Source organism: Hornefia butyriciproducens, assembly GCF_009695915.1.
GTDB classification, from domain to species: domain Bacteria; phylum Bacillota; class Clostridia; order Peptostreptococcales; family Anaerovoracaceae; genus Aminicella; species Aminicella butyriciproducens.
This window is the reverse complement of record NZ_VUMZ01000001.1, coordinates 233,965-253,225: the sequence shown is the minus strand read 5'-3', so window position 1 is coordinate 253,225 and position 19,261 is coordinate 233,965. Positions and strand designations below refer to the sequence as shown.

General features: G+C 51.2%; 19 protein-coding genes and 1 tRNA gene. 16 read left to right on the top strand and 4 right to left on the bottom strand.

Translation table 11 applies throughout. The features are described from left to right. Positions 1-171 precede the first annotated feature (171 nt). Genes addA through tsaA form a run of 3 tightly spaced genes read left to right on the top strand, consistent with a single transcriptional unit; the run spans position 172 to position 5,445 of the window. Positions 172-3,663 carry a helicase-exonuclease AddAB subunit AddA gene (addA, locus tag FYJ64_RS01145; protein WP_154573410.1) on the top strand — a complete coding sequence of 1,164 codons (3,492 nt, stop codon included), beginning with the start codon at positions 172-174 and terminating at the stop codon, positions 3,661-3,663. Continuing rightward, positions 3,660-4,508 (top strand): patatin-like phospholipase family protein, encoded by an 849-nt coding sequence (locus FYJ64_RS01140; protein WP_154573409.1) that lies wholly within the window; start codon positions 3,660-3,662, stop codon positions 4,506-4,508. The genes addA and FYJ64_RS01140 overlap by 4 nt, the downstream gene beginning before the upstream one ends. 1 nt (position 4,509) lies before the next feature. Beyond that, entirely contained in the window at positions 4,510-5,445 is a 936-nt protein-coding gene (gene tsaA / locus FYJ64_RS01135) for a tRNA (N6-threonylcarbamoyladenosine(37)-N6)-methyltransferase TrmO (RefSeq protein WP_328596972.1), read from the top strand. A gap of 145 nt (positions 5,446-5,590) precedes the next feature. Here tsaA and FYJ64_RS01130 read toward each other — a convergent pair whose 3' ends face one another. The 4 genes from FYJ64_RS01130 to FYJ64_RS01115 form a co-directional block, all read right to left on the bottom strand. Continuing rightward, positions 5,591-6,442, bottom strand: coding sequence for a LysR family transcriptional regulator (locus tag FYJ64_RS01130; protein ID WP_154573408.1), 852 nt, complete (start codon positions 6,440-6,442; stop codon positions 5,591-5,593). Between the two features lie 455 nt (positions 6,443-6,897). Next, on the bottom strand, positions 6,898-8,523 hold the full coding sequence (locus tag FYJ64_RS11475) for a Na+/H+ antiporter NhaC family protein (protein ID WP_154573407.1): 1,626 nt from the start codon (positions 8,521-8,523) through the stop codon (positions 6,898-6,900). A gap of 134 nt (positions 8,524-8,657) precedes the next feature. Then, on the bottom strand, positions 8,658-9,947 hold the full coding sequence (locus FYJ64_RS01120; RefSeq protein ID WP_154573406.1) for a histidine kinase dimerization/phospho-acceptor domain-containing protein: 1,290 nt from the start codon (positions 9,945-9,947) through the stop codon (positions 8,658-8,660). Continuing rightward, positions 9,940-10,641, bottom strand: coding sequence for a response regulator transcription factor (locus FYJ64_RS01115; protein ID WP_154573405.1), 702 nt, complete (start codon positions 10,639-10,641; stop codon positions 9,940-9,942). The genes FYJ64_RS01120 and FYJ64_RS01115 overlap by 8 nt, the downstream gene beginning before the upstream one ends. A gap of 569 nt (positions 10,642-11,210) precedes the next feature. Here FYJ64_RS01115 and FYJ64_RS01110 point away from each other — a divergent pair. The 13 genes from FYJ64_RS01110 (at position 11,211) to FYJ64_RS01050 (ending at position 19,122) form a co-directional block, all read left to right on the top strand. Further along, on the top strand, positions 11,211-11,867 hold the full coding sequence (locus tag FYJ64_RS01110; RefSeq protein WP_154573404.1) for a hypothetical protein: 657 nt from the start codon (positions 11,211-11,213) through the stop codon (positions 11,865-11,867). A gap of 129 nt (positions 11,868-11,996) precedes the next feature. Continuing rightward, positions 11,997-13,208 carry an MFS transporter gene (locus FYJ64_RS01105; protein WP_154573403.1) on the top strand — a complete coding sequence of 404 codons (1,212 nt, stop codon included), beginning with the start codon at positions 11,997-11,999 and terminating at the stop codon, positions 13,206-13,208. 65 nt (positions 13,209-13,273) lie between these two features. Continuing rightward, a tRNA-Val gene (locus FYJ64_RS01100) sits at positions 13,274-13,349 on the top strand. A gap of 268 nt (positions 13,350-13,617) precedes the next feature. Further along, on the top strand, positions 13,618-14,148 hold the full coding sequence (locus FYJ64_RS01095; protein WP_154573402.1) for a nitroreductase family protein: 531 nt from the start codon (positions 13,618-13,620) through the stop codon (positions 14,146-14,148). Positions 14,149-14,208: 60 nt separating this feature from the next. Continuing rightward, positions 14,209-14,847: a nuclear transport factor 2 family protein gene (locus FYJ64_RS01090; RefSeq protein WP_154573401.1), complete on the top strand. Its 639-nt coding sequence runs from the start codon at positions 14,209-14,211 to the stop codon at positions 14,845-14,847. Then, positions 14,844-15,065 (top strand): hypothetical protein, encoded by a 222-nt coding sequence (locus FYJ64_RS01085; protein ID WP_154573400.1) that lies wholly within the window; start codon positions 14,844-14,846, stop codon positions 15,063-15,065. Before FYJ64_RS01090 ends, FYJ64_RS01085 begins: the two co-directional genes overlap by 4 nt. A 113-nt stretch (positions 15,066-15,178) precedes the next feature. Next, entirely contained in the window at positions 15,179-16,630 is a 1,452-nt protein-coding gene (locus FYJ64_RS01080) for a carbon starvation CstA family protein (protein WP_154573399.1), read from the top strand. A gap of 395 nt (positions 16,631-17,025) precedes the next feature. Further along, complete coding sequence (locus tag FYJ64_RS01075) at positions 17,026-17,970, top strand: minor capsid protein (RefSeq protein ID WP_154573398.1); 945 nt, start codon at positions 17,026-17,028, stop codon at positions 17,968-17,970. After that, on the top strand, positions 17,964-18,173 hold the full coding sequence (locus tag FYJ64_RS01070) for a glutamyl-tRNA amidotransferase (protein ID WP_154573397.1): 210 nt from the start codon (positions 17,964-17,966) through the stop codon (positions 18,171-18,173). The genes FYJ64_RS01075 and FYJ64_RS01070 overlap by 7 nt, the downstream gene beginning before the upstream one ends. Before the next feature lie 4 nt (positions 18,174-18,177). After that, a complete protein-coding gene (locus FYJ64_RS01065) occupies positions 18,178-18,348 on the top strand; it encodes a hypothetical protein (RefSeq protein WP_154573396.1) in 171 nt (56 codons plus the stop codon). Positions 18,349-18,410: 62 nt separating this feature from the next. Next, the gene (locus tag FYJ64_RS01060; RefSeq protein WP_235897067.1) at positions 18,411-18,575 is read left to right on the top strand and encodes a hypothetical protein; all 165 of its coding nucleotides are present in this window, start codon (positions 18,411-18,413) and stop codon (positions 18,573-18,575) included. A 63-nt stretch (positions 18,576-18,638) separates the two neighbouring features. Further along, positions 18,639-18,911: a hypothetical protein gene (locus tag FYJ64_RS01055; RefSeq protein ID WP_154573394.1), complete on the top strand. Its 273-nt coding sequence runs from the start codon at positions 18,639-18,641 to the stop codon at positions 18,909-18,911. Continuing rightward, positions 18,874-19,122 carry a hypothetical protein gene (locus tag FYJ64_RS01050; RefSeq protein WP_154573393.1) on the top strand — a complete coding sequence of 83 codons (249 nt, stop codon included), beginning with the start codon at positions 18,874-18,876 and terminating at the stop codon, positions 19,120-19,122. Before FYJ64_RS01055 ends, FYJ64_RS01050 begins: the two co-directional genes overlap by 38 nt. Positions 19,123-19,261: the final 139 nt, after the last annotated feature.

Here is a 19,261-nt window from a genome sequence, read left to right as displayed (position 1 = left end):
TTCATCGGAGCCGTCAGAGACTCCGCATCTGAGAAATAATGGTCTTTTTTCGCATTTCTGTAACAGTTGTATGATAACACAGCGGAGGCAAATCATCAATGTATGAACAGGAAAATTGTGTTATACTATTGATGTAGAAAACAGTATATACTCATCAAATACGGAGGAGCCATGACAGACTGGACACCACAGCAGAAGACAACCATTGACGAACGGGGCCGGAACATCCTGGTGGCAGCAGCTGCGGGATCCGGCAAGACTGCTGTTCTTGTGGAACGAATTCGAAAGATGGTGACAGAAGAGAATGTCTCCATTGACTCGATGCTGATCGTCACGTTTACCAATGCTGCAGCCGCGGAGATGCGGGAGAAAATCCGGAGGGCACTGAAGGAAAGGGCCGTCACGCGTCCGGAGCTGCGCCGGCAGCTTGAACTTCTGCCTCAGGCCAGCATCAGCACATTTCACGCCTTTGCGCTGGAAGTGATCCGGCGATTCTTCTATCAGATCGACCGGGAACCGGATTTTACCATCTGTGATGAGGCACAGAGTGCGGTGATACGGGAGGAAGCGCTGGACGAGCTTCTAGAGACGTCCTTCAACGGAGCAGAAAAGGAATTTTTCGATTTTCTGGACTGGTACGGCTCTGAACGCAGCAACGATGCAATTCGCACTATGATACAGAATCTGTACCGCAGTCTGATGGCGCTTCCGGAACCCTTCGAAACGCTCGAGGAAAAAATCAGAGAGCTTTCTTTGTCACCGGAGGAGTATCGTCAGACGAAAGCAATGCAGTTCCTGAACTCTGTCATTCTGAAGGATATGGATGAGGCGGAGGAAGCGACCCTCGCGGCGCAGGAGCTGCTGGAGCAGGCGGGGCTGGAGCGCCTGGCAGATAAATTCCGCCCGGATACTGAGGCGCATGAGACGATGCGGGACATGGCGGAGCACGGGGACTACAAAGGCCTTCGGGAGCATCTGAGCGGTTTCCGGTGGACCTCGATACGAGCGAAGAAGGAGGAAAAGGCCGACTTTGACATGCTCAACGACGAGTTCAAGGCTTACAAGGAAAAAGCGAAAAAAGCCCGGAGCCGTGTGCTGGAATTCCTTAAGGATGATGTAGACAGCAGGATTGAAGGCACACGCCGGGCCGTTTCCGTAGCGCGAACCCTGCAGAAGCTGCTGAAGGAATACGACCGTATTTTCCGGGAAAAGAAAGCGGAACGAAAGCTTCTGGATTTCAGCGATATTGAGCACGACTGTCTGAAAATCCTGAAAAACCCGGAGACTGCAGAGTTTTACAGAGACAGGTTCAAGTATATTTTCATTGACGAATATCAGGATACCAGTGTTCTGCAGGAGACCATCATCGGAATGATCCGCAGAGAAAACAATCTCTTCATGGTGGGAGATATCAAGCAGAGTATTTATAAGTTTCGACTGGCGGAACCGGAGATTTTTCAGTCCAAGTACGACGCTTACGGAAGCTGCCGGGATGGGAGCTCGATGAAAATCGATCTGAACCGCAATTTCCGCAGCAAGCCATCCATTCTTAGTTGGATAAACGAACGCTTCCGGCCGATTATGGAGGGCTATGATGAGGACGCCTGTCTGTATCCGGGGCTGAAGGCCGACGCCCGATACTGCTTTGAGCCGGAAGTGAAGCTCATCGATACCTCGACTAGAGAATATGTGGATGACGAAGCCATCGCAGACATGAAAAACAATGAGCTTGAGGCACTGGAGGTCTGTCGTCTCATCGAGGAAAACCTGGGGCGCGAGTATTGCGATTCCCGTACCGGGGAGCATAAGCGTCTGCGGTATCGGGATATGGTAATTCTGATGAGATCGGTCAGCAGTAATGCGGCTGCGTATTCCGAAATTCTCCGGAGCCGCGGAGTACCGGTCTTTGTAGACGACAGCGACGGATATTTCGATACGATGGAGATAAACGTGTTCATGAATCTGCTGGCGGTAATTGATAATCAGTATCAGGACGTTCCGCTGATCAGCGTGCTTCGCTCGGAGATTTTCGGATTTTCCACCGATCAGCTTGCGGAGGTACGTAAGCGCCAGCCTGAGGGAAGTTACGCGGATGCTTTCCGGGCCGTCGCAGAAGGAGACGATGAGTTCGCGGAGCGCTGCGGGTCGGTACTGCAGAGGCTCCGGCGCTGGAAGATCCTTTCCCGGGCGGTTCCGCTGACCGACCTCGTCTGGAGACTGCTGCTGGAAACCGGCTATTATATCGCCATGGGGGCAATGCCCAACGGGACACAGCGCCAGGCCAATCTGCGCGCCCTCTGCGACCGGACAGAACGCTTCGAGGAGAACGGTCAGAGCTCACTGTACGGATTCATGCGCTATATCGACAATGTGAAGAGGAACCGGGTCAGCATCGGTCAGGTCCGTCTGCTGGGTGAAAACGACGATGTGGTGCGGATTATGACTATCCACAAGAGTAAAGGCCTGGAATTTCCGATGGTCATCGTCAGCGGCATGGGAAAGAAGCTGATGTATTCCAGAGCGGGGGACAAGGTTCTGTTCCACAAAGACATCGGTCTCGGAATGTATCTGGAGGATCCGGAGCACAGCCTGGAGCAGCGTTCACTCACTTATGACATTATTATCAGTAAGATGCGGCAGGAGGAATACGAGGAACATATCCGTGTCCTCTATGTGGCACTGACCCGCGCCCGGGATATTCTGTATCTTACCGGGACGGTTCGGAGCGAAGAGGATTACGAGAAAGGGAAAGCTGCAGGCGCCCGGGGGCAGACGGATTATCTTTCGATACTGGACAGGATGCCTCGCACGGAATTCATCGACTGCGGGAAGTTGACGGAGCTGAGGACGCAGACGGCGGCACCGGAGGAAACAAAGGACGATTCGGCGGCGGGGCCCACTCTTGCGGAACGGGTGGAACAAAGGCTTTCCTACCGGTACCCGTATCCGACGGCTCGGAAACTTCGGTCTAAATATTCAGTGAGTACGCTGAATGAGGAGGCGCATCGTCCGGTGGCGGCCCGGTCAGACGCGGATGAAGATATGTATGCGGGAGATGGGGAAACTGAAAAGCCGGATCGGGACAGTGAGCCGGAGACGGTTCTTCCGATTCCGAAATTTCTGCAGGAGGAGCAGAGGTTAACCGCGGCGGAAAAGGGAACTGTGTGCCACGGAATAATGGAACGGATTGATTTCCTCCGGGCGGAGGAGGAAGGAGAGGCGTATATCCGAAACGCAATCGACGAGTTTGTGGAGGCAGGGATATTTCTGGAAAACGAACGTAACGCAGTTCCTGTATCGGAAATCGCCCGTTTCTTCCGGACCGGTCTCGGGGAACGGGCCGTCGCAGCTGCGAGGAAGGGAATGCTTTACAGGGAGCAGCCCTTTGACCTGATGATGGAGAGGAACGGAGAGAATATCATCGTACAGGGAATAATAGACTGCTACTTTGTGGAAGATGGAAAGATCGTTCTTCTGGATTACAAGACGAACCGGATCAACCCCCGTGTACCGTTTGAGGAAGAGCGGAAACGTATTTCAGAGATGTACCGGGAACAGCTGAGAATTTATGCCCGTGCGCTGGAGGAAGCCGGAGAGCGCAGCGTCGGGGAGGCCTATCTGTATCTGTTCTCAGTGGGAAAAGTGATAGGAGTGAGTCTATGAGTGTTGGTTTGGTAGTGGAAGGCGGCGGCATGCGGGGTATCTTCGCGGCCGGAGTGCTGGATTATCTGATGGATCAGGAAATCGTGTTTCCGAATATCATCGGCGTGTCGTCCGGAGCGACCCATGCGTGCAGTTATGCGTCGGGGCAGAGGGGCAGAGCCTTTGAAGCTTTTACGGACTTCCTGGACGATCCGGAGTTTTGCAGCGTCAGGAACCTGCGGAAAACGGGAGATTATTACGGCGTGGATTTTGTCTACCACAAAATCCCGGAGAACCTGTATCCGCTGGATCAGGAGGGAATGGAGAAGAGAGGGATCTGTTTTCGGGTAGTGGCGACTAATTGTATCACCGGAAAAGCGGAGTATCCGCAGGTAAGCGACCTGCGGACGGATCTGGAATTTATACGGGCTTCCAGCGCTCAGCCGCTGGCAGCCAGAATGGTGCCGATAGACGGTTATGTCTATATGGATGGTGCCGTAGCGGATGCGATTCCGGTCCGCTATGCACTGGAAAATAATGAAAAAGCGGTTGTGATTCTGACGCAGCCGGAGGGTTATCGGAAAAATCCCCTGCAGCCGCTGATGCCGATGCTGAGGGTCAGGTACCGCAGGTATCCCCGTTTCCTGGAGACGCTCGCAGCGAGTAACAGGAACTATAACCGCACCCTGGACTATCTGGACGAGCAGATCAGAGCCGGAAAGGCGTTTGTCATTGCGCCGATGGGTCCGCTGAATATCGCGCCGACTCAGAAGGACCTCAGGAAACTGAAGAGAGCCTATGACGAAGGATATTTTGTTGCGGAGGGCCTGGGCGAAAAACTGAAGGAATTCATCGGTGATATGTGAAATGGACAGGACAAATGAGCACATCATCACGTACGACGGAAGTCATGACATGATCGACAGCAGCAGGAGCGGAAGCGGGCATGACATGAACGACAGCAACAGCAGGAACGGAAGCGGGTACGACATGAACGACAACAACAGTACGCATGACGGCGGGCAGTGCATGAACAGCAGATGCTGCATACGTGACGAGCGTGAGGAACTGACGGAACTGACGCTGAAGCCCGTCGCATATATCGAATCGGATTTTCATGAAAAATTCGGTATCCCCAGACAGTCCGGACTGGCGTCTGAGCTCACGGCAACGGTTGTGTTTACGCCGGAATTCCGATCGCCGGAAGCGGTACGGGGGCTTTCGGAATATTCCTATCTGTGGCTGATCTGGGGATTCCACGCGAATTCCCCACGAAAGGACGGGAAGACGTGGTCGCCTACGGTGCGCCCGCCCCGCTTGGGCGGAAATACGCGAGTGGGAGTTTTTGCCACCCGATCTCCCAACCGGCCCAATCCCATCGGGCTGTCTTCCGTGCGTATCCGGTCAGTAGATGCTGCCGCAGGACGGATTCTGGTAAGCGGAGCGGATCTTCTGGATGGTACGCCGATTTATGATCTGAAACCCTATGTTCCATATGCCGATTCTCATCCTGATGCAGCGGGAGGGTTTACCGATCGGATTGAGTACAAAAAACTGTCGGTGGAGTTTCCGCCTGAACTGTTGAACAGAGTCAGACCGGAAAGACAGAAGGGACTGATTCAGGTTCTGGAGCAGGATCCCCGGGATGCATATGAAAAGAAACCGGAGCACGTCTACGGAATGATTTTTGGAGGGCAGGATATTCGGTTTACTGTCAGCGGAGACCGTCTGACGGTTGTGGATGTAGCTGACCGCAGCAACCACAGTGTGAAGCAGAGGCCTGCGGCGCACCGCGAAAAGTGACTTCTGACACCTGCGGCAAAAAACAGAGCCGCCGCATCCGCGACGAAGGTTTATGACTTTCATCATTCATTCGCGTGATGCGGCAGCTCCGTCGTTTCAGTGTGTGTTCGACAGATGAATATACGAACCCCGAAGCACGGGTGATTTACATAAAATAGTGCGAGGCGTATTCAAAGAATTCGTCCTTCAGCGGTTTATCGGCAACCGCTTCATTGTTTTCCAGATAGATGGTTCGCTCGCATTGAGGTCCGTCGATAGACAGCAGGTGCACCTGGTCAGACTTCTGTGACCAGCTTCTGACCGGCCAGAACCCGATTCCGAGTCCGGAGGCGATCATTCCCTCCAGCGCCTCCACGCTACCGGAGGAGTAGATGATGTGCGGCCGGAAAGATACCATTTGACAGTATCCATGCAGGAACGCACTGAACTGATCGCTTTCCTCGGGGAAGATGAAATCCATTCCCTTCAGCTCATTCAGGCTGACTGAGTCCTGATGCGCCAGAGGATGACTTTTACTGACCGCGATCATCACCGGTTCGGAAAGGAGCGGCACGCTCTTCACGTATCTTAGTTTTTCCGAAGCCGAGGTAATACGGATATCCCAGCTCATATCGTTTTCACCCGCATCAGACAGCCGGAACGTCGCCTGTGTATGGCTGGTGCGGAAATCGTTGATTACATCCAGGAACAGCTGGGGGACAGATTGGAGATTTAGGTGAATAACGCTGTGTTCAGTGTTCTTTTCCCGTGCGATATTTTCGGACATATCGTCCAGCGCCCGGATCAGAGGAGCGGCTTTCTCATACAGCCGTTTTCCGTCTGCTGTCAGAACGATATTGCGGCCCTTGCGCTCGAACAGACGGATTCCCAGCTCGTTGCTGAGGCGCTTGACCGCCTGGCTGATGGCAGGCTCTGCCACATGCAGTTCTTCGGCGGCGCGGGTCATATTCTGGTATTTCGCAACTGCGATAAAATATCGGATTCTGTTATACTCCATTGCTTCTCTCCACTTTCTCTGCTTTTTTCTGACGGACTGCAGTGATGCCGGAACAGACGTGATTATCGCCTGTGTCGTTTTTGGTTGTCCTCGGATTAATTTAATTATGTCATAATGTTCTTAATATGTTCTTATCCAATTATTAATAATTCTTAATTAGTGTCTGCTCATTAAGGTCATGTCGGACTTAATGGGCGCTGCCGGAGTTTGTCAGCAGCGCCGCGGCGCACCATCCAATGGAAGGGGTGCGCCGGCAGACACTGATTGATGCTTGTGCTCAAGGATTTGGCCGTTTCTGAATCATGCTGCTGAAGGGTTTCGGATGAAACATCTGAAACACCTTACGGCAGTCTGCCGAATGTATTTGAAATATCGATATGGCAAAAAGAAGGGGACTGCCGTTATGACAGTCCGCCTTCTTTGGATTTTCTTTTATTTTACTTGGGATTGATAAATTATGCTTCCAGGTTGGCAAGAGCTTCCTGCTTTTCCTTCTCTCTGGCCTGCATAACCTTTTCGTATTCTTCGTCGGTCATCTTCATCATGGTGATGCCGGTGAATCCGTAGAAGATGGATACGAGCGGATTGATCAGGTTCAGGAACGCATAGCGTCCATAGCCTCCGCCCGGGCCGCCCCAGGTCTTGACGCCCAGGAACTTCTGCATCGTAGCGCCGCAGGTGTTCCACGGAACGAGGCAGGAAGTGATTGTACCGGAGTCTTCCAGTACACGGGAGAGGTTTCTCGGCGCCAGATGTCTGTCTTCGTAGGTTTCCTTGTACATTCTGCCCGGCAGTACGAGGGACAGGTACTGGTCTCCTGCGATGACGTTCATGATGACGCAGCTGATAACGGTAACGGTAATCAGTCCGCCGGTTCCCTTTGCGAAGTGCAGCAGGGACTGTGCGATTTCGCCCAGCATTCCGGAAGCGTCCATAATTCCTCCGAAGCACATTGCGCAGAGAATCAGGTTGATGGTCCACATCATGGAATCCATACCGCCCTTGCCGTCGATCAGCTTGTCGATGTTGTACTCACCGATGATGGCAGTGCTCAGACCCTGTTCTTTAGCAAGTGTTGCGAAGTCTCCGGCGTCCATTGCCAGGAAGCTGTCCGCATCGTAGGATGCGATCTGATCCGCCAGCTTGTCCTGTGCCTGTGTGTAAGCGTCGGTGAATCCCGGTACGGAATAACCGTAGTGCAGGAGTCCCGGCCATTCGGCCAGATTGATTCCGTTGAAGATGGAGCCGATCAGCATACCGGCGACGATACCGCCCATGATGCCCGGGATCGCGGGGATCTTCAGAGCAACGATGATGATAACCAGAATCGGCGGAATCAGCATCCACAGGTTCAGATGGAAGTTGATCAGGCAGGCCTGTCTCATCGGTCCGACGATGTCCAGATCGTTTCCGCTGGCTCTCATACCCAGGATCAGGTAGATGACCAGAGAGATGATCAGAGACGGCGTAACCGTGTAGACCATGTGGCGGATGTGATCAAACAGCGTGGCGCCCGCCATGGCAGGAGCCAGGTTGGTGGTGTCAGACAGCGGCGACATCTTGTCTCCGAAATAAGCGCCGGAGACGACAGCGCCGGCTGCCATGCTGGACGGGATTCCGAGACCCGTCGCAACACCGATCAGTGCGATACCGATGGTTCCGGCAGTGGTCCAGGAAGAACCGGTCGCCAGAGATACGATACAGCAGAGCAGGCAGGCTGCGAACAGGAAGATGCTCGGTTTCAGAATCAGCAGTCCGTAGTAGATCATCGCGGGAACGACGCCCGCAGCGACCCAGCATCCGATCAGCAGACCGACCTCAGCGAGGATCAGAATGGCCTGCATGGAGCGGTTGATGGAAGCCAGCATGCCGGCCTCCAGGAATGACCATTTGTAGCCGTTCAGAGCGGCCACAATCGCGGCAAATGTCGCAGAAGTAAGAAGTGCGATGTGTACCTCGCCATAGTCGCAGGCGAGTGCATCCCCAAATAATTTTCCGAGGATGCCCAGACAATACATTAATACGATCAACGTGAAGAAGAAACATAATAATGCTTGCCATAGAGGTATCTTTCTACCCATAATAAGTCCTCCTCAATAAAGACAAGTAAAATAAAAAACCCATAAACAATTACAATACTAAGTATATTCTCATGGGTTTTCATATTCCAATATCAATTAATAATCAAAGTTTTCTGAACGGTAATTTTCCGTTATTATTTTGTCGCATTTGGGAAACAAAGCGTAATGGAATAAAGGACTCCGTCGTTGTGAATCTCGCAGCTGCCGCCCATTTTCTCCATCATCGCACGGATGTTGAGGACGCCGATACGGGTGCTTTCATGACGCTCATCGTGCCTGCTGATCATGTTTTCAAAAGTGATGAGTGAAAAGCCGTCCTCCTCTGCGACCCTGAGCGTGACGGGTCTGTCGGCGTCGGCGTATTTCAGTATGTTGGAGAGGATGTTGTCCGCGATTCTGCTGATGTATTCGAAGGATACCCGGACGACAGTTTCCGGCCAGTCCAGCTCCGCTTCAAGATGTAATCCGCGGGAGGTGAGATTTTCGGAGATGTCTGATAATAAATCTTCGAAAACAACGCGGAAGGGTTCCGGATTTTCCAGATTGACATGCTCCTCTCCGGTCACCAGGAAGCGCTCAAAAAGCTGATCGGACAACGCCTTGATCCGCTCGGTTTTGTCCAGCGCGACATGGAGATAATGATCGTGCTGCTGATCGCTGCTGTATTTTTTCTCCACAAGAAAGCCCAGATAGAGGAGCAGTGTGGTCAGCGGCGTCCGCAGGTCATGCGCCATCCGCGTGACCAGTTCGTTGTTGGCGTGAACCAGATTTTCCTCACGGATCATGTTGTCCCGGAGCGTAATGCGCATCTGATCCAGACCGCGGGCGAGCAGCGCCAGCTCGTCGTTTCCGGGAACCGTGATTTCGTGTTCCATCCCGCCGCTTTCCAGAATGCGGATGTCCTGCTCCAGCCGGGTGATGTGGTTTATTTTGCGCCGCACAAAATAAAGGAACAGGGCGATAAACACGATGGAGCAGAGGATCAGCTCCAGAATCATGGCCAGAACATAATACTGATAAGTGACCGCATAGAAAAGGTAGAGATCCGCCTTTCCGTCTGCGAAATTCAGCGGATAATGTCGCAGATTCCGGTAGGTGACGCCGCCGGAGCTGACGTTCCCCTCTGAATTGTAAATCTGTTTATGACCGTTGTAGATATAGGCGAAGGTACTGCGCTGCGTGTTGTCCCACTCCTTAATAGAACTGACGTCTTTCAGCTGAAGGGCGCGATCTGTGACAAAATGCTGCAGGCTGGCCGCCTTTTCCGCCGTTTTCTGATCCCAGAGTCTGGTGTCGTTCAGGTGCTGATCCAGGAACGCATTGCTGATTTCGTGCATACAGAAATACAGAAATCCCGATACGAGAAGAGCGATCAGAATACCGAAAAAGGCTTCCCTCTGTAATCCGTTGTTCAGTCTATTCAAAACGGTATCCCTTTCCCCAGACGGTTTTTATATGCTGCGGATTCTGCGGATCCGCCTCGATTTTGACTCTGAGCTTTCGGATATGCACCATGACGGTGCTGTTGGACGAGTAATAATAAGGCTCGTTCCAGATGCTTTCATAGATATTCTGCGCGGAAAATACTTTGTTCGGGTGCTTCATCAGCAGGAGAAGAATCTGGTATTCTTTGTCGGACAGATCCACTTTGTCTTCGCCGACAAAGGTCTGGTTGAAGTTTTCCGATACCCGCACTCCGGAGCGCTCGATGTACCGTGCGGAATCCTCAGAATCAGCGGAGTCTTTTCCTTTGTACAAATGATAACGCCGCAACAGCGCCTTGACTCTTCCCAACAGCTCAGAATAGGAGAACGGTTTGACGAGATAGTCGTCGCCGCCTGCCATGAGGCCGATGAGTTTATCCGATTCCTGACCCTTCGCGGTGAGGAAGAGCACGGGGACAAAGGATTTTTTGCGAATCTCCTCGCAGGTTTTCAGACCGGAGATTCCCGGCAGCATAATATCAAGGATGACCAGATCGGTTTCCTCGGACAGAAGCTTCAGTCCGTCTTCGCCGCTTCCGGCTTCCTCTATCTGATAATCTTCGCTCTCCAGAAGGATGCGGACGCCTTCGCGGATGTCGGCGTCGTCTTCAATCAGCAGAATCTTGGATGGCATAGCATTTTCCTCTCTCAGTTTGGTTCTTACCCTGCGGCAACGCCGCAGAGATGGCGGATTGCCGGGCTGCCGAATCCGCCGGCATATTAATCAGTCAGAACAGCATTTAGATCGGCGCGCCTTCCCATGAAGCGTCGAGCGCAATGGTTCTTACCCTGCGGCAACGCCGCAGAGACGGCGGATTACCGGGCTGCCGAATCCGCCGGCATATTAATCAGTCAGAACAGCATTTAGATCGGCGCGCCTTCCCGTGAAGCGCCGATCGCAATGGTTCTTACCCTGCGGCAACGCCGCAGAGACGGCGGATTGCCGGGCTGCCGAATCCGCCGGCATAACAATCAGTCAGAACCATTATAACACAGCTTCCCGGAAACTGCGCAAGGATTCTTTTGTGCCCCGTGAAAAACGCATCACGGCCCGCAGAGATGCCGAACGGCCGAATAAAGCAGAAAGACAGCAAAAATATCTGTGAAAAACGCCGTCCCCCGACGGGGGCGCCCCTTGTTTTGCGGCAGAATAAATGTTATCCTTGAATCAGAATGATATGCCGGAGTGAGGAGAGGAGCAGTATGAGAGGAAAGAGATTAGTGGCGGCGCTGACCGCGGTCATGGTGACGGTTCTGCTGACGGGCTGCGAAAGTGTAGGGGACAGGATAGGAGCAGGAAATTATGTGAGACCCTATTCCATGACGAAAAGTGAAAAGGAACTGACACAGCTTCTGAAGGGTGACGATGATTATACTGTTATCGGTCAGTTCAAGGTGGAAGATGAGTATAAATCGATTCAAATGGGCGCCGATGTGTATAAGAAGGGAAAATTGTCTGAAACGAATGATAGCTCGTTTTCTGCGCCACTGGACTCCAAGGATTCCCGGAGCGGAAAGGTCGCTGTCGTAGTGAGGGACCGGATGGTGCATCTGGCAGAGTCCAACGGAGAAGGCATGGCCGGAAGTTCGCGGGATGCCGCGATTTCAAAAAAGGCGTCGGAGAAGGACTGGGTCGAAAGCAGTAGTGAGTTTACAGAGTCGGCAAAGGTATCGGACGGAAAGAAAATTTACCTGATGAGCCTGATTCTGACGGATTCCGAGCAGGTGGAGGGTTATTCACCCGAGGATATCGCGCAGCATCCGGAAAAGGTAAGGGATTATCAGTATGTTTATCTGTTCTATGTGACTTTCAGTAAGGACACGACAGAAAAATCAGCGGATGGAACGGATGAGGAATGAGACTGCTGTGGTGCTGCGGATTATCCACACCACCATGTGGATTTGATTGTATACAATTTTGGCGAGGTCTGTGGAAAAGTGCATGTAATGTGTTGACTGAGCGGATTTAACGATGTTGAAAGGAAAATAATGAGGAAAAATCTGAAACCGAATATCGAATATGCTGAAATATTCTGGACGTACTGGAGCGTGTATTGTGTGATCGCCAGCTTCAGCTCGGTGTTCCTGCTTGCCAACGGATATACGAATACGGAAATCGGGACGATGATTGCGGTCGGAAACCTTGTATCTGTAGCAATTCAACCGGTTCTCGCCAGTGTGGCGGACCGGTCGGGGAGGTTTGGTGTTTTTCCGGTCTCCGTTCTCGTCACTGTTGTTGTAATGCTGTTTGAGGCGGTTACGCTGATCCTTAGCGGAAGGAATTTTCTTCTGTCAGCGGCATATGTTCTCATGTTTGCGTTTCAGGCCAGTCTGCAGCCGCTGCTGAATTCTATGGAGGCCAAGCTGGCACGCCGCGGAATCGATGTGGATTATGGGATCTGCAGAGCTATGGGATCACTGGGCTATTCAGTGATGTCTGCGTTACTTGGCGTTCTGGTGGTCAGCGCAGGCGTCCGTGCGCTTCCGGTTGCCGGAGAAAGCTGTCTCCTGTTGCTTCTGGGCGGGTTGCTGCTTCTGGGCGGCCGTTTTCGGAAGGCGGATCCGGCGTCCTGTGCAGGCTCTTCGGATACAAAGGAAAAGGGCAGTATTTCTATGGGAGAGTTTATCCGCAGGCATAAACTCTTTCTGGTCATCAACATCGGAATTCTGCTGATTTTCTATGATCATCAGATTATCAATTTCTTTATGCTGCAGATATTTCAGAATGTAGGCGGAAACAGCGGGAACATGGGACATTATTATTCTATTATGACGATTCTGGAGCTGATTCCGCTTCTGGGTTTTACGTGGCTCACAAAACATTTCCGGTCATCTTTTCTGCTGAAGGTCGCTACGATAGGCTTTGTGCTTCGCGGTATTCTCATGCTTCTGGCACATACGCCGACTGCGATGATGCTAACGCTTGTGGTGCATCCTTTCGGATTTCCGCTGTTCCTGCCTGCGGTAGTCCGGTATATCAATGAGATAATGGATGAGCGGGAGGCAGTGCGCGGCCAGTCTTTGTACGTGATTATGATTACCGTCAGTGCGGTCGCCGCGAGCTTCAGCGGCGGCGTGATACTGGATACCCTTGGAGCGGGCGCCCTGCTGTGGATCTGTGCGGTTACCTGTGTAATCGGAGCAGTGATTATTCTGCCGTTGTTGGATCGCGCCAAAACTGACAGCGCAAAAACTTTGTAAACAAAATGCAAATCGGAGGTTGAAAAAAACTCTGAACCGTCGTATAATGATTCAGGACGAATTTCGGTCTGCTAGCTCAGCTGGGAGAGCACCTGGGTCACAACCAGGTTGTCGTGGGTTCGAGCCCCGCGCAGACCACCATTTGAAACCCCTTGCAATTTCAACAGTTGCGAGGGGTTCTTTTTTATTTCCGCCGACCCGTTGACGAACCTGCGCGCCTCACGGGTCCGGACTTCTGCGCATTTTGGAGTTTTCACGGGAGATCGCGGGTGATTTTGTAGCCGGGAAGATGCTCTTGTCAGCCTGCGGCCCGTAATATATAATATTCATTACAAAATCTGTTCTGATGCAGACGGCCGATGTCCGGTTGTGAGGGATGTGCGGGCGGAACAGGGAAGGGAGAAAGCGTATGGATATGCTGGAAATACTGAGGAAGCGACGCAGTATTCGTAAATATACGGGGGAACCTGTACCGGAAGAGGCACTTGAGAAGGTTCTGGCGGCCGGCCTGCTTTCCGCATCGAGCAAGGGCAGGAAACCATGGGAATTCATTGTGGTGAGAGACCGGGAGCGACTGAAGCGCATGAGCCGGTGCCGCGTCGGCGCCGCAGGAATGCTGGAAGGTGCGGACTGCGCTGTGGTCGTGATCGGCGATGAACAGAAAAGTGATGTGTGGATTGAGGACTGCACGATTGCCATGAGCAACATGCACACGACGGCGGCGAGTCTGGGGCTGGGAAGCTGCTGGATTCAGGGGAGGAGCAGAGAGGCTGCGGAAGGCGGCACGACGGAGGATTTCCTTCGTACAATCCTGAATTTCCCGGAGAATTTCAGGCTGGAGGCGATTTTGTCCCTCGGGATGCCGGCAGTAAAGCCTGCAGCGTATGAGCTTGAGACTCTGCCAACGGACAAAGTCCACCGCGAGTTTTTCGGCGGATGAGCTTGGAGAAGGCAGACAAAAAATGTGAACTGTGCCGGCCGGGAAAAGAGGAGGAAACCGATGAAGAACATGAAGAGAATGATTGCAATATTGATGTCCGTGGCGTTGGCGTCCGTTCTGTGCGCCTGCGGCGGCCCTGAACCGAAGGAAGTAGCGGATTCGTTTATGACGGCGCTGCAGAAGAACGATACGAAGACGATTAAAACGGTTTACGCAGGTGAAAGTATCGATCTGGATCTGGCGTTTGAAGACGAGAGCGAGGATGACAGTTCGTCCGGTGGATATTCGTCGACACTGGAGAAAATCGTAGGGAATAAGCTTAGCGACTTTGACTACAAACTCAGTGATGAAAAAATCGACGGCGATAAGGCTTCCGTAAAGGTAGAGGTTACGACTTACGCATTTGGAGACGCACTCGAGGGATTTTATCAGGATTACCGGGACAAGGTGCTGAAGCAGGTTCTGGCGGGAGCTTCGGACAAAAAAATAGGGGAGATGTCTCAGGGACTTCTGGAAAAACGTCTTAAAGCAATGAAAAAGAATTACACCGGAACTTTTACGCTTCATCTCACAAAGAAAAGCGACGGATGGGTAATCGACAAATTCAAGGATGACGGGGATTTTTACAACGTCATGACCGGCGGGACCATAGATGCGTTGAATAAGATTGAAGAGATGTTCAATAATACGTCGGAATGAGCGGAACAGACGGCACGCCGGATCGAATGACCAGCGTCTGTCCGAACCGGAGCAGACAGAGCCTGAAATTGAACAGGCTGAGCCTGAGACGGGCGGTACGGAAACCGGAATTGAAAAAACTGAACCTGAAAGGACTGATTTTCCTGAAATGGATGGTACCGGACGGGAATCCATCGGAAACCGGGTTGACGCGCAATATAAAAAGTGCAATAATTTAAGTGAAATTGATAAAGTTTTCACTATCTGGACTTTTTTAAATGCAGGGCGCAGTCGATGACCCGGTTTTCGTTATGTCCCGGCGTCACGGCGTGCATCCGGGGAGGAGGGAAGTATGGTCAGTTTTATTATCTGTCTGATGGTTCTTATTATCGGCTATTTCACCTATGGCAAGGTCGCGGAGAAGATCTACGGACCGGATGAGCGCGAAACGCCTGCTGTGCGCATCAATGACGGGCTTGATTATGTCGTGATGCCGAAATGGAAGCTTTTTCTGATTCAGCTGTTGAATATTGCGGGACTGGGTCCGATTTTCGGGGCGCTGGCCGGCGCTGAATGGGGGCCGGCGGTGTTCCTGTGGATCACTCTGGGAACGATTTTTGGCGGTGCGGTTCACGATCTGGGCGTCGGATTCATGAGTATGCGCCATGACGGTCTGTCCATTTCAGAACTGACCGGAATGTATCTGGGAAACATCATGAAGCAGGTCATGCGCGTGTTCAGTGTGATTCTTCTGGTCATGGTCGGAACAGTGTTCGCAGTCGGGCCTGCCGCATTGATTGCGCTTCTGATAGGCAGGCAGATTGACGGCGCCGGTATCTGGACGAACACCTATTTCTGGCTTGCTGTCGTACTGATTTACTATTTCATTGCTACATTTGTTCCCATCGACAAAATCATCGGAAATTTGTACCCGGTTTTCGGGATTTGTCTGATTATCATGGCCCTCGGAGTTTCTATAGGGATTTTCACTCACGGGTATACAATTCCGGAGATTACGCTGAAGAGTATGCATCCCGCCGGCACGCCGATCTGGCCGGTGATGTTTGTGACGGTTGCTTGTGGTGCGATTTCGGGGTTCCACGCTACGCAGTCGCCGCTGATGGCGCGTTGCTGTGAAACAGAGAAGGAAGCGCATTTTGTGTTCTATGGAGCCATGGTATGCGAGGGCATTATCGCTCTGATATGGGCTGCCGCCGGCTGTGCTGTCTATGCGCGCACAGGCGGTCTGATGACCGGACTGTTTCAGATTATGAACGATCAGGGACAGGCCGGCACTGTCTATGATGTCTGTACGAAAACGATGGGCGGTGCGGGAATCGTCCTCGCCATGATCGGCGTGATCGCCTGCCCAATTACCTCCGGGGACACGTCTTTCCGGGCGGCCAGACTGGTAATCGCAGACTGGTTCAAGCTCGATCAGGATTCGTACAAAGTCAGGCTGGCCGTTACTCTGCCGCTGCTGACGGCAGGTGCACTGATCAGTCAGCTCAATTATGATGTGGTGTGGCGGTACTTCAGCTGGTCCAATCAGACATTGGCGATGATCGCCCTCTGGACGATCGCCATGTATCTCTATAAAAATCACCGGTTTTACTGGATGGCGGCGATTCCTGCGACGTTTATGTCCGCTGTTTCAGTCACATACTTCTGTTTCGCAAAGGAGTGTCTCGGCCTTTCCACTGCGATTTCCTATCCGGTCGGCATTGTGGCCGCACTGATTTTCCTGGGGATCTTCCTCTCAAAGAGCGTGTTCGCAAGGAAGGACGACAGACTTGCAGCGTAGCGGAAAACTTCGCGGCGTTTGCTGAACTCCGGCTTAATCTGCCGATCTCTTCAACAAAAGCTTTTTCGCACACAAAGAAAAGAAAGATATAGAGAGCGGAACATATAAAAAGCCCTGATATTGTTGAAATACCAGGGCTTTTCAGGCGGTGGAAAATCAAGTGCTGCGTCAGATTCCTGTATCCCTCATTATCAGGTATCTGTCGTTCTGTCATCATCTCATTGGGAACATCAGTGATGTGGATATTGAAATGTGTCAGTACTTCTTCGCCGCTCTGAACGCAGCAAAAGCTTCCTTGGCATTACGAGTCTCGCCTGCCATTGCGTCCTGATAGCCTCTATCGAGTTTCGCATAGCACTCTTCCGCCGTCATCTGTGTTGCATCTATATTAACAGGTGCTTTTTAAAAGCGAACTGGACAAGCAGCTCCAGCAGGGGCTGATCGCGGGAAAGCATCCGCAGGTTCTGGCCAGAGACATCCGGAAGGCGTTCAACGTCTCCCGATCCGATGCAGAACGGCTCATGAGAACGGAACTCGCCAGAGTACAGACGGATGCGCAGATGAGATCGTTTGAAGAAAACGGTTTTGAATGGTATATGTTTCTGTCACTGGGGAGCCGGGCCTGTGAAGTGTGCCGGGCGCTGAACGGAAAGAAGTTCAAAGTAAAGGACATGCTGATCAGCGAGAACGCTCCGCCCATGCATCCGAACTGTCACTGCAGCACAGCGGCTTACGTGGATCGGAACAGCATTGATTGGCTGAAAGAAGAAAATACAGCACGAAGCAATAATAAAAACGTAGAACTTCCAGAGGAACTGCGCTCAGCGAATACGATAAGTGAGAGCATTAAGAAGGGTATTCGTGATGCGATTGAGGGAATAGAGAAAATTTACGGGTACCGCATACCTGAGATTGAGTATGCCCCATTTGCAGAGAATATAAAAGCCCCGTTCACGTTCATCCCGTATCAACAGAATGGAATGTATAGGGCGAAATTAAACATAAACACGCTATTTGACTGGGATGAAACGCTTGAGCTATTCAATGAAAGGATTTATAATAAAAATTACAAAACCGGAATTTTGGCAAGTAGAAATATGGACGACCTGATTCTTCATGAGGTTGCTCACTTTAAGACCTTTGAATCATGCAAGACTTGGCAGGAGTTTCTCCAAAAAGAACGTGAGATTCGCAACAGATATATACCGGGAATATCGAGGTACAACACATTGTCGTACGACGGAGCAGAGACGATAGCAGAAGGGCTTGTGGCAATAAAAAATAACAGAGATGTGTTGCAGGAAATCAAAGAATTGATAAAGGAGTACGTCAAATGGTAGTTTTTTCTGATTGCGCTGAATGTAAAAATTTTATAAATGATGAAAGACGAGATACGTGCAAATGCAAGGCGTTCCCTGAAGGCATTCCCCCAGAATGGTTTTTAAAAGGAAACCCCAAAGAAGTTAGAGAATGCAATAATGGCATCGGGTTCGAACCCGATGATGAAAGGAATAAAGGTTATTTGAAATTTACGAAGAGGTGATTATATGGCGGATCAAAAACTAGAAAAGATAAAACCTGAAGATATATGGGATGATTATATCGATGATAGTAAAATGCCATCTCCGGAAGAGGTTGAAAATTTTCCGGACACAAAGGAACTTGATAAAAACTATCGTGAGGGCGTTGACAAAATATTAAAGGAATTTGGGCTTTAATAGGCACGGCAGCACAGGCACCGTGCTTTTTTCGTGGAGCGACAATGATGTGCCGACAGAAATTGATCGTTGTTGATACATACCAGACGGATACGCAGATGGACATCGAGACGCTGGAGGGCACGATGCATGCCAGTCCAGGTGATTACATTATTACCGGTGTGAACGGAGAGAAGTATCCGTGCAAGCCTGATATCTTCAAGAAGACATACGAACCAGCTAAATAACCTCACAAGAACCTAACAAAAGATTGTGAGGTTTTATTGTGCAACGAAACGGAGGGAAGATAAATGACGACAGATAAAGAATTGATCCGCATGATTCAGAGAAGTGCGTTGACCATTTACGAACACGCAGAAAAGATGGCAGGGAATTATTCAACGCAAACAGGGCTTGATATCGGAATCAGAATACGCTTCGGGGAGTTGGTCGAAATCACGGTTGATCAGACGCTTCTTCCGGAAGGCTTGTATGATGACAATATGACAAATTGGAGGAACAATGAACATACCGGAGAAAATAAGAGTGCTGCATCAGACTTACCGGGTAAGCGAAGTAGATAACCTGCACGACGGAGCTGACGATCTGTACGGTCAGGTCCGGTATCTGGAAGAGAGGATTCTGCTGAACAGCGGCGCATCAGACGAGGCGAAAAAGGCAGCACTGATGCACGAGACGATAGCAGAAGGACTTGTGCCAATAAGAAATAACAGAGATATGTTACTGGAAATCAAAGATTTGATAAAGGAGTATGTCAAATGGCAGTTTTTCTGATTGTGCCGAATGTAAAAATTTTATAAATGATGAAAGATGAGATACATGTAAATGCAAAGCGTTTTCTGAAGGCATTCCTCCAGAATGTTTTTTAAAAGGAAATCCCAAAGAGGTTAGAGAATGCAATAATGGCATTGGG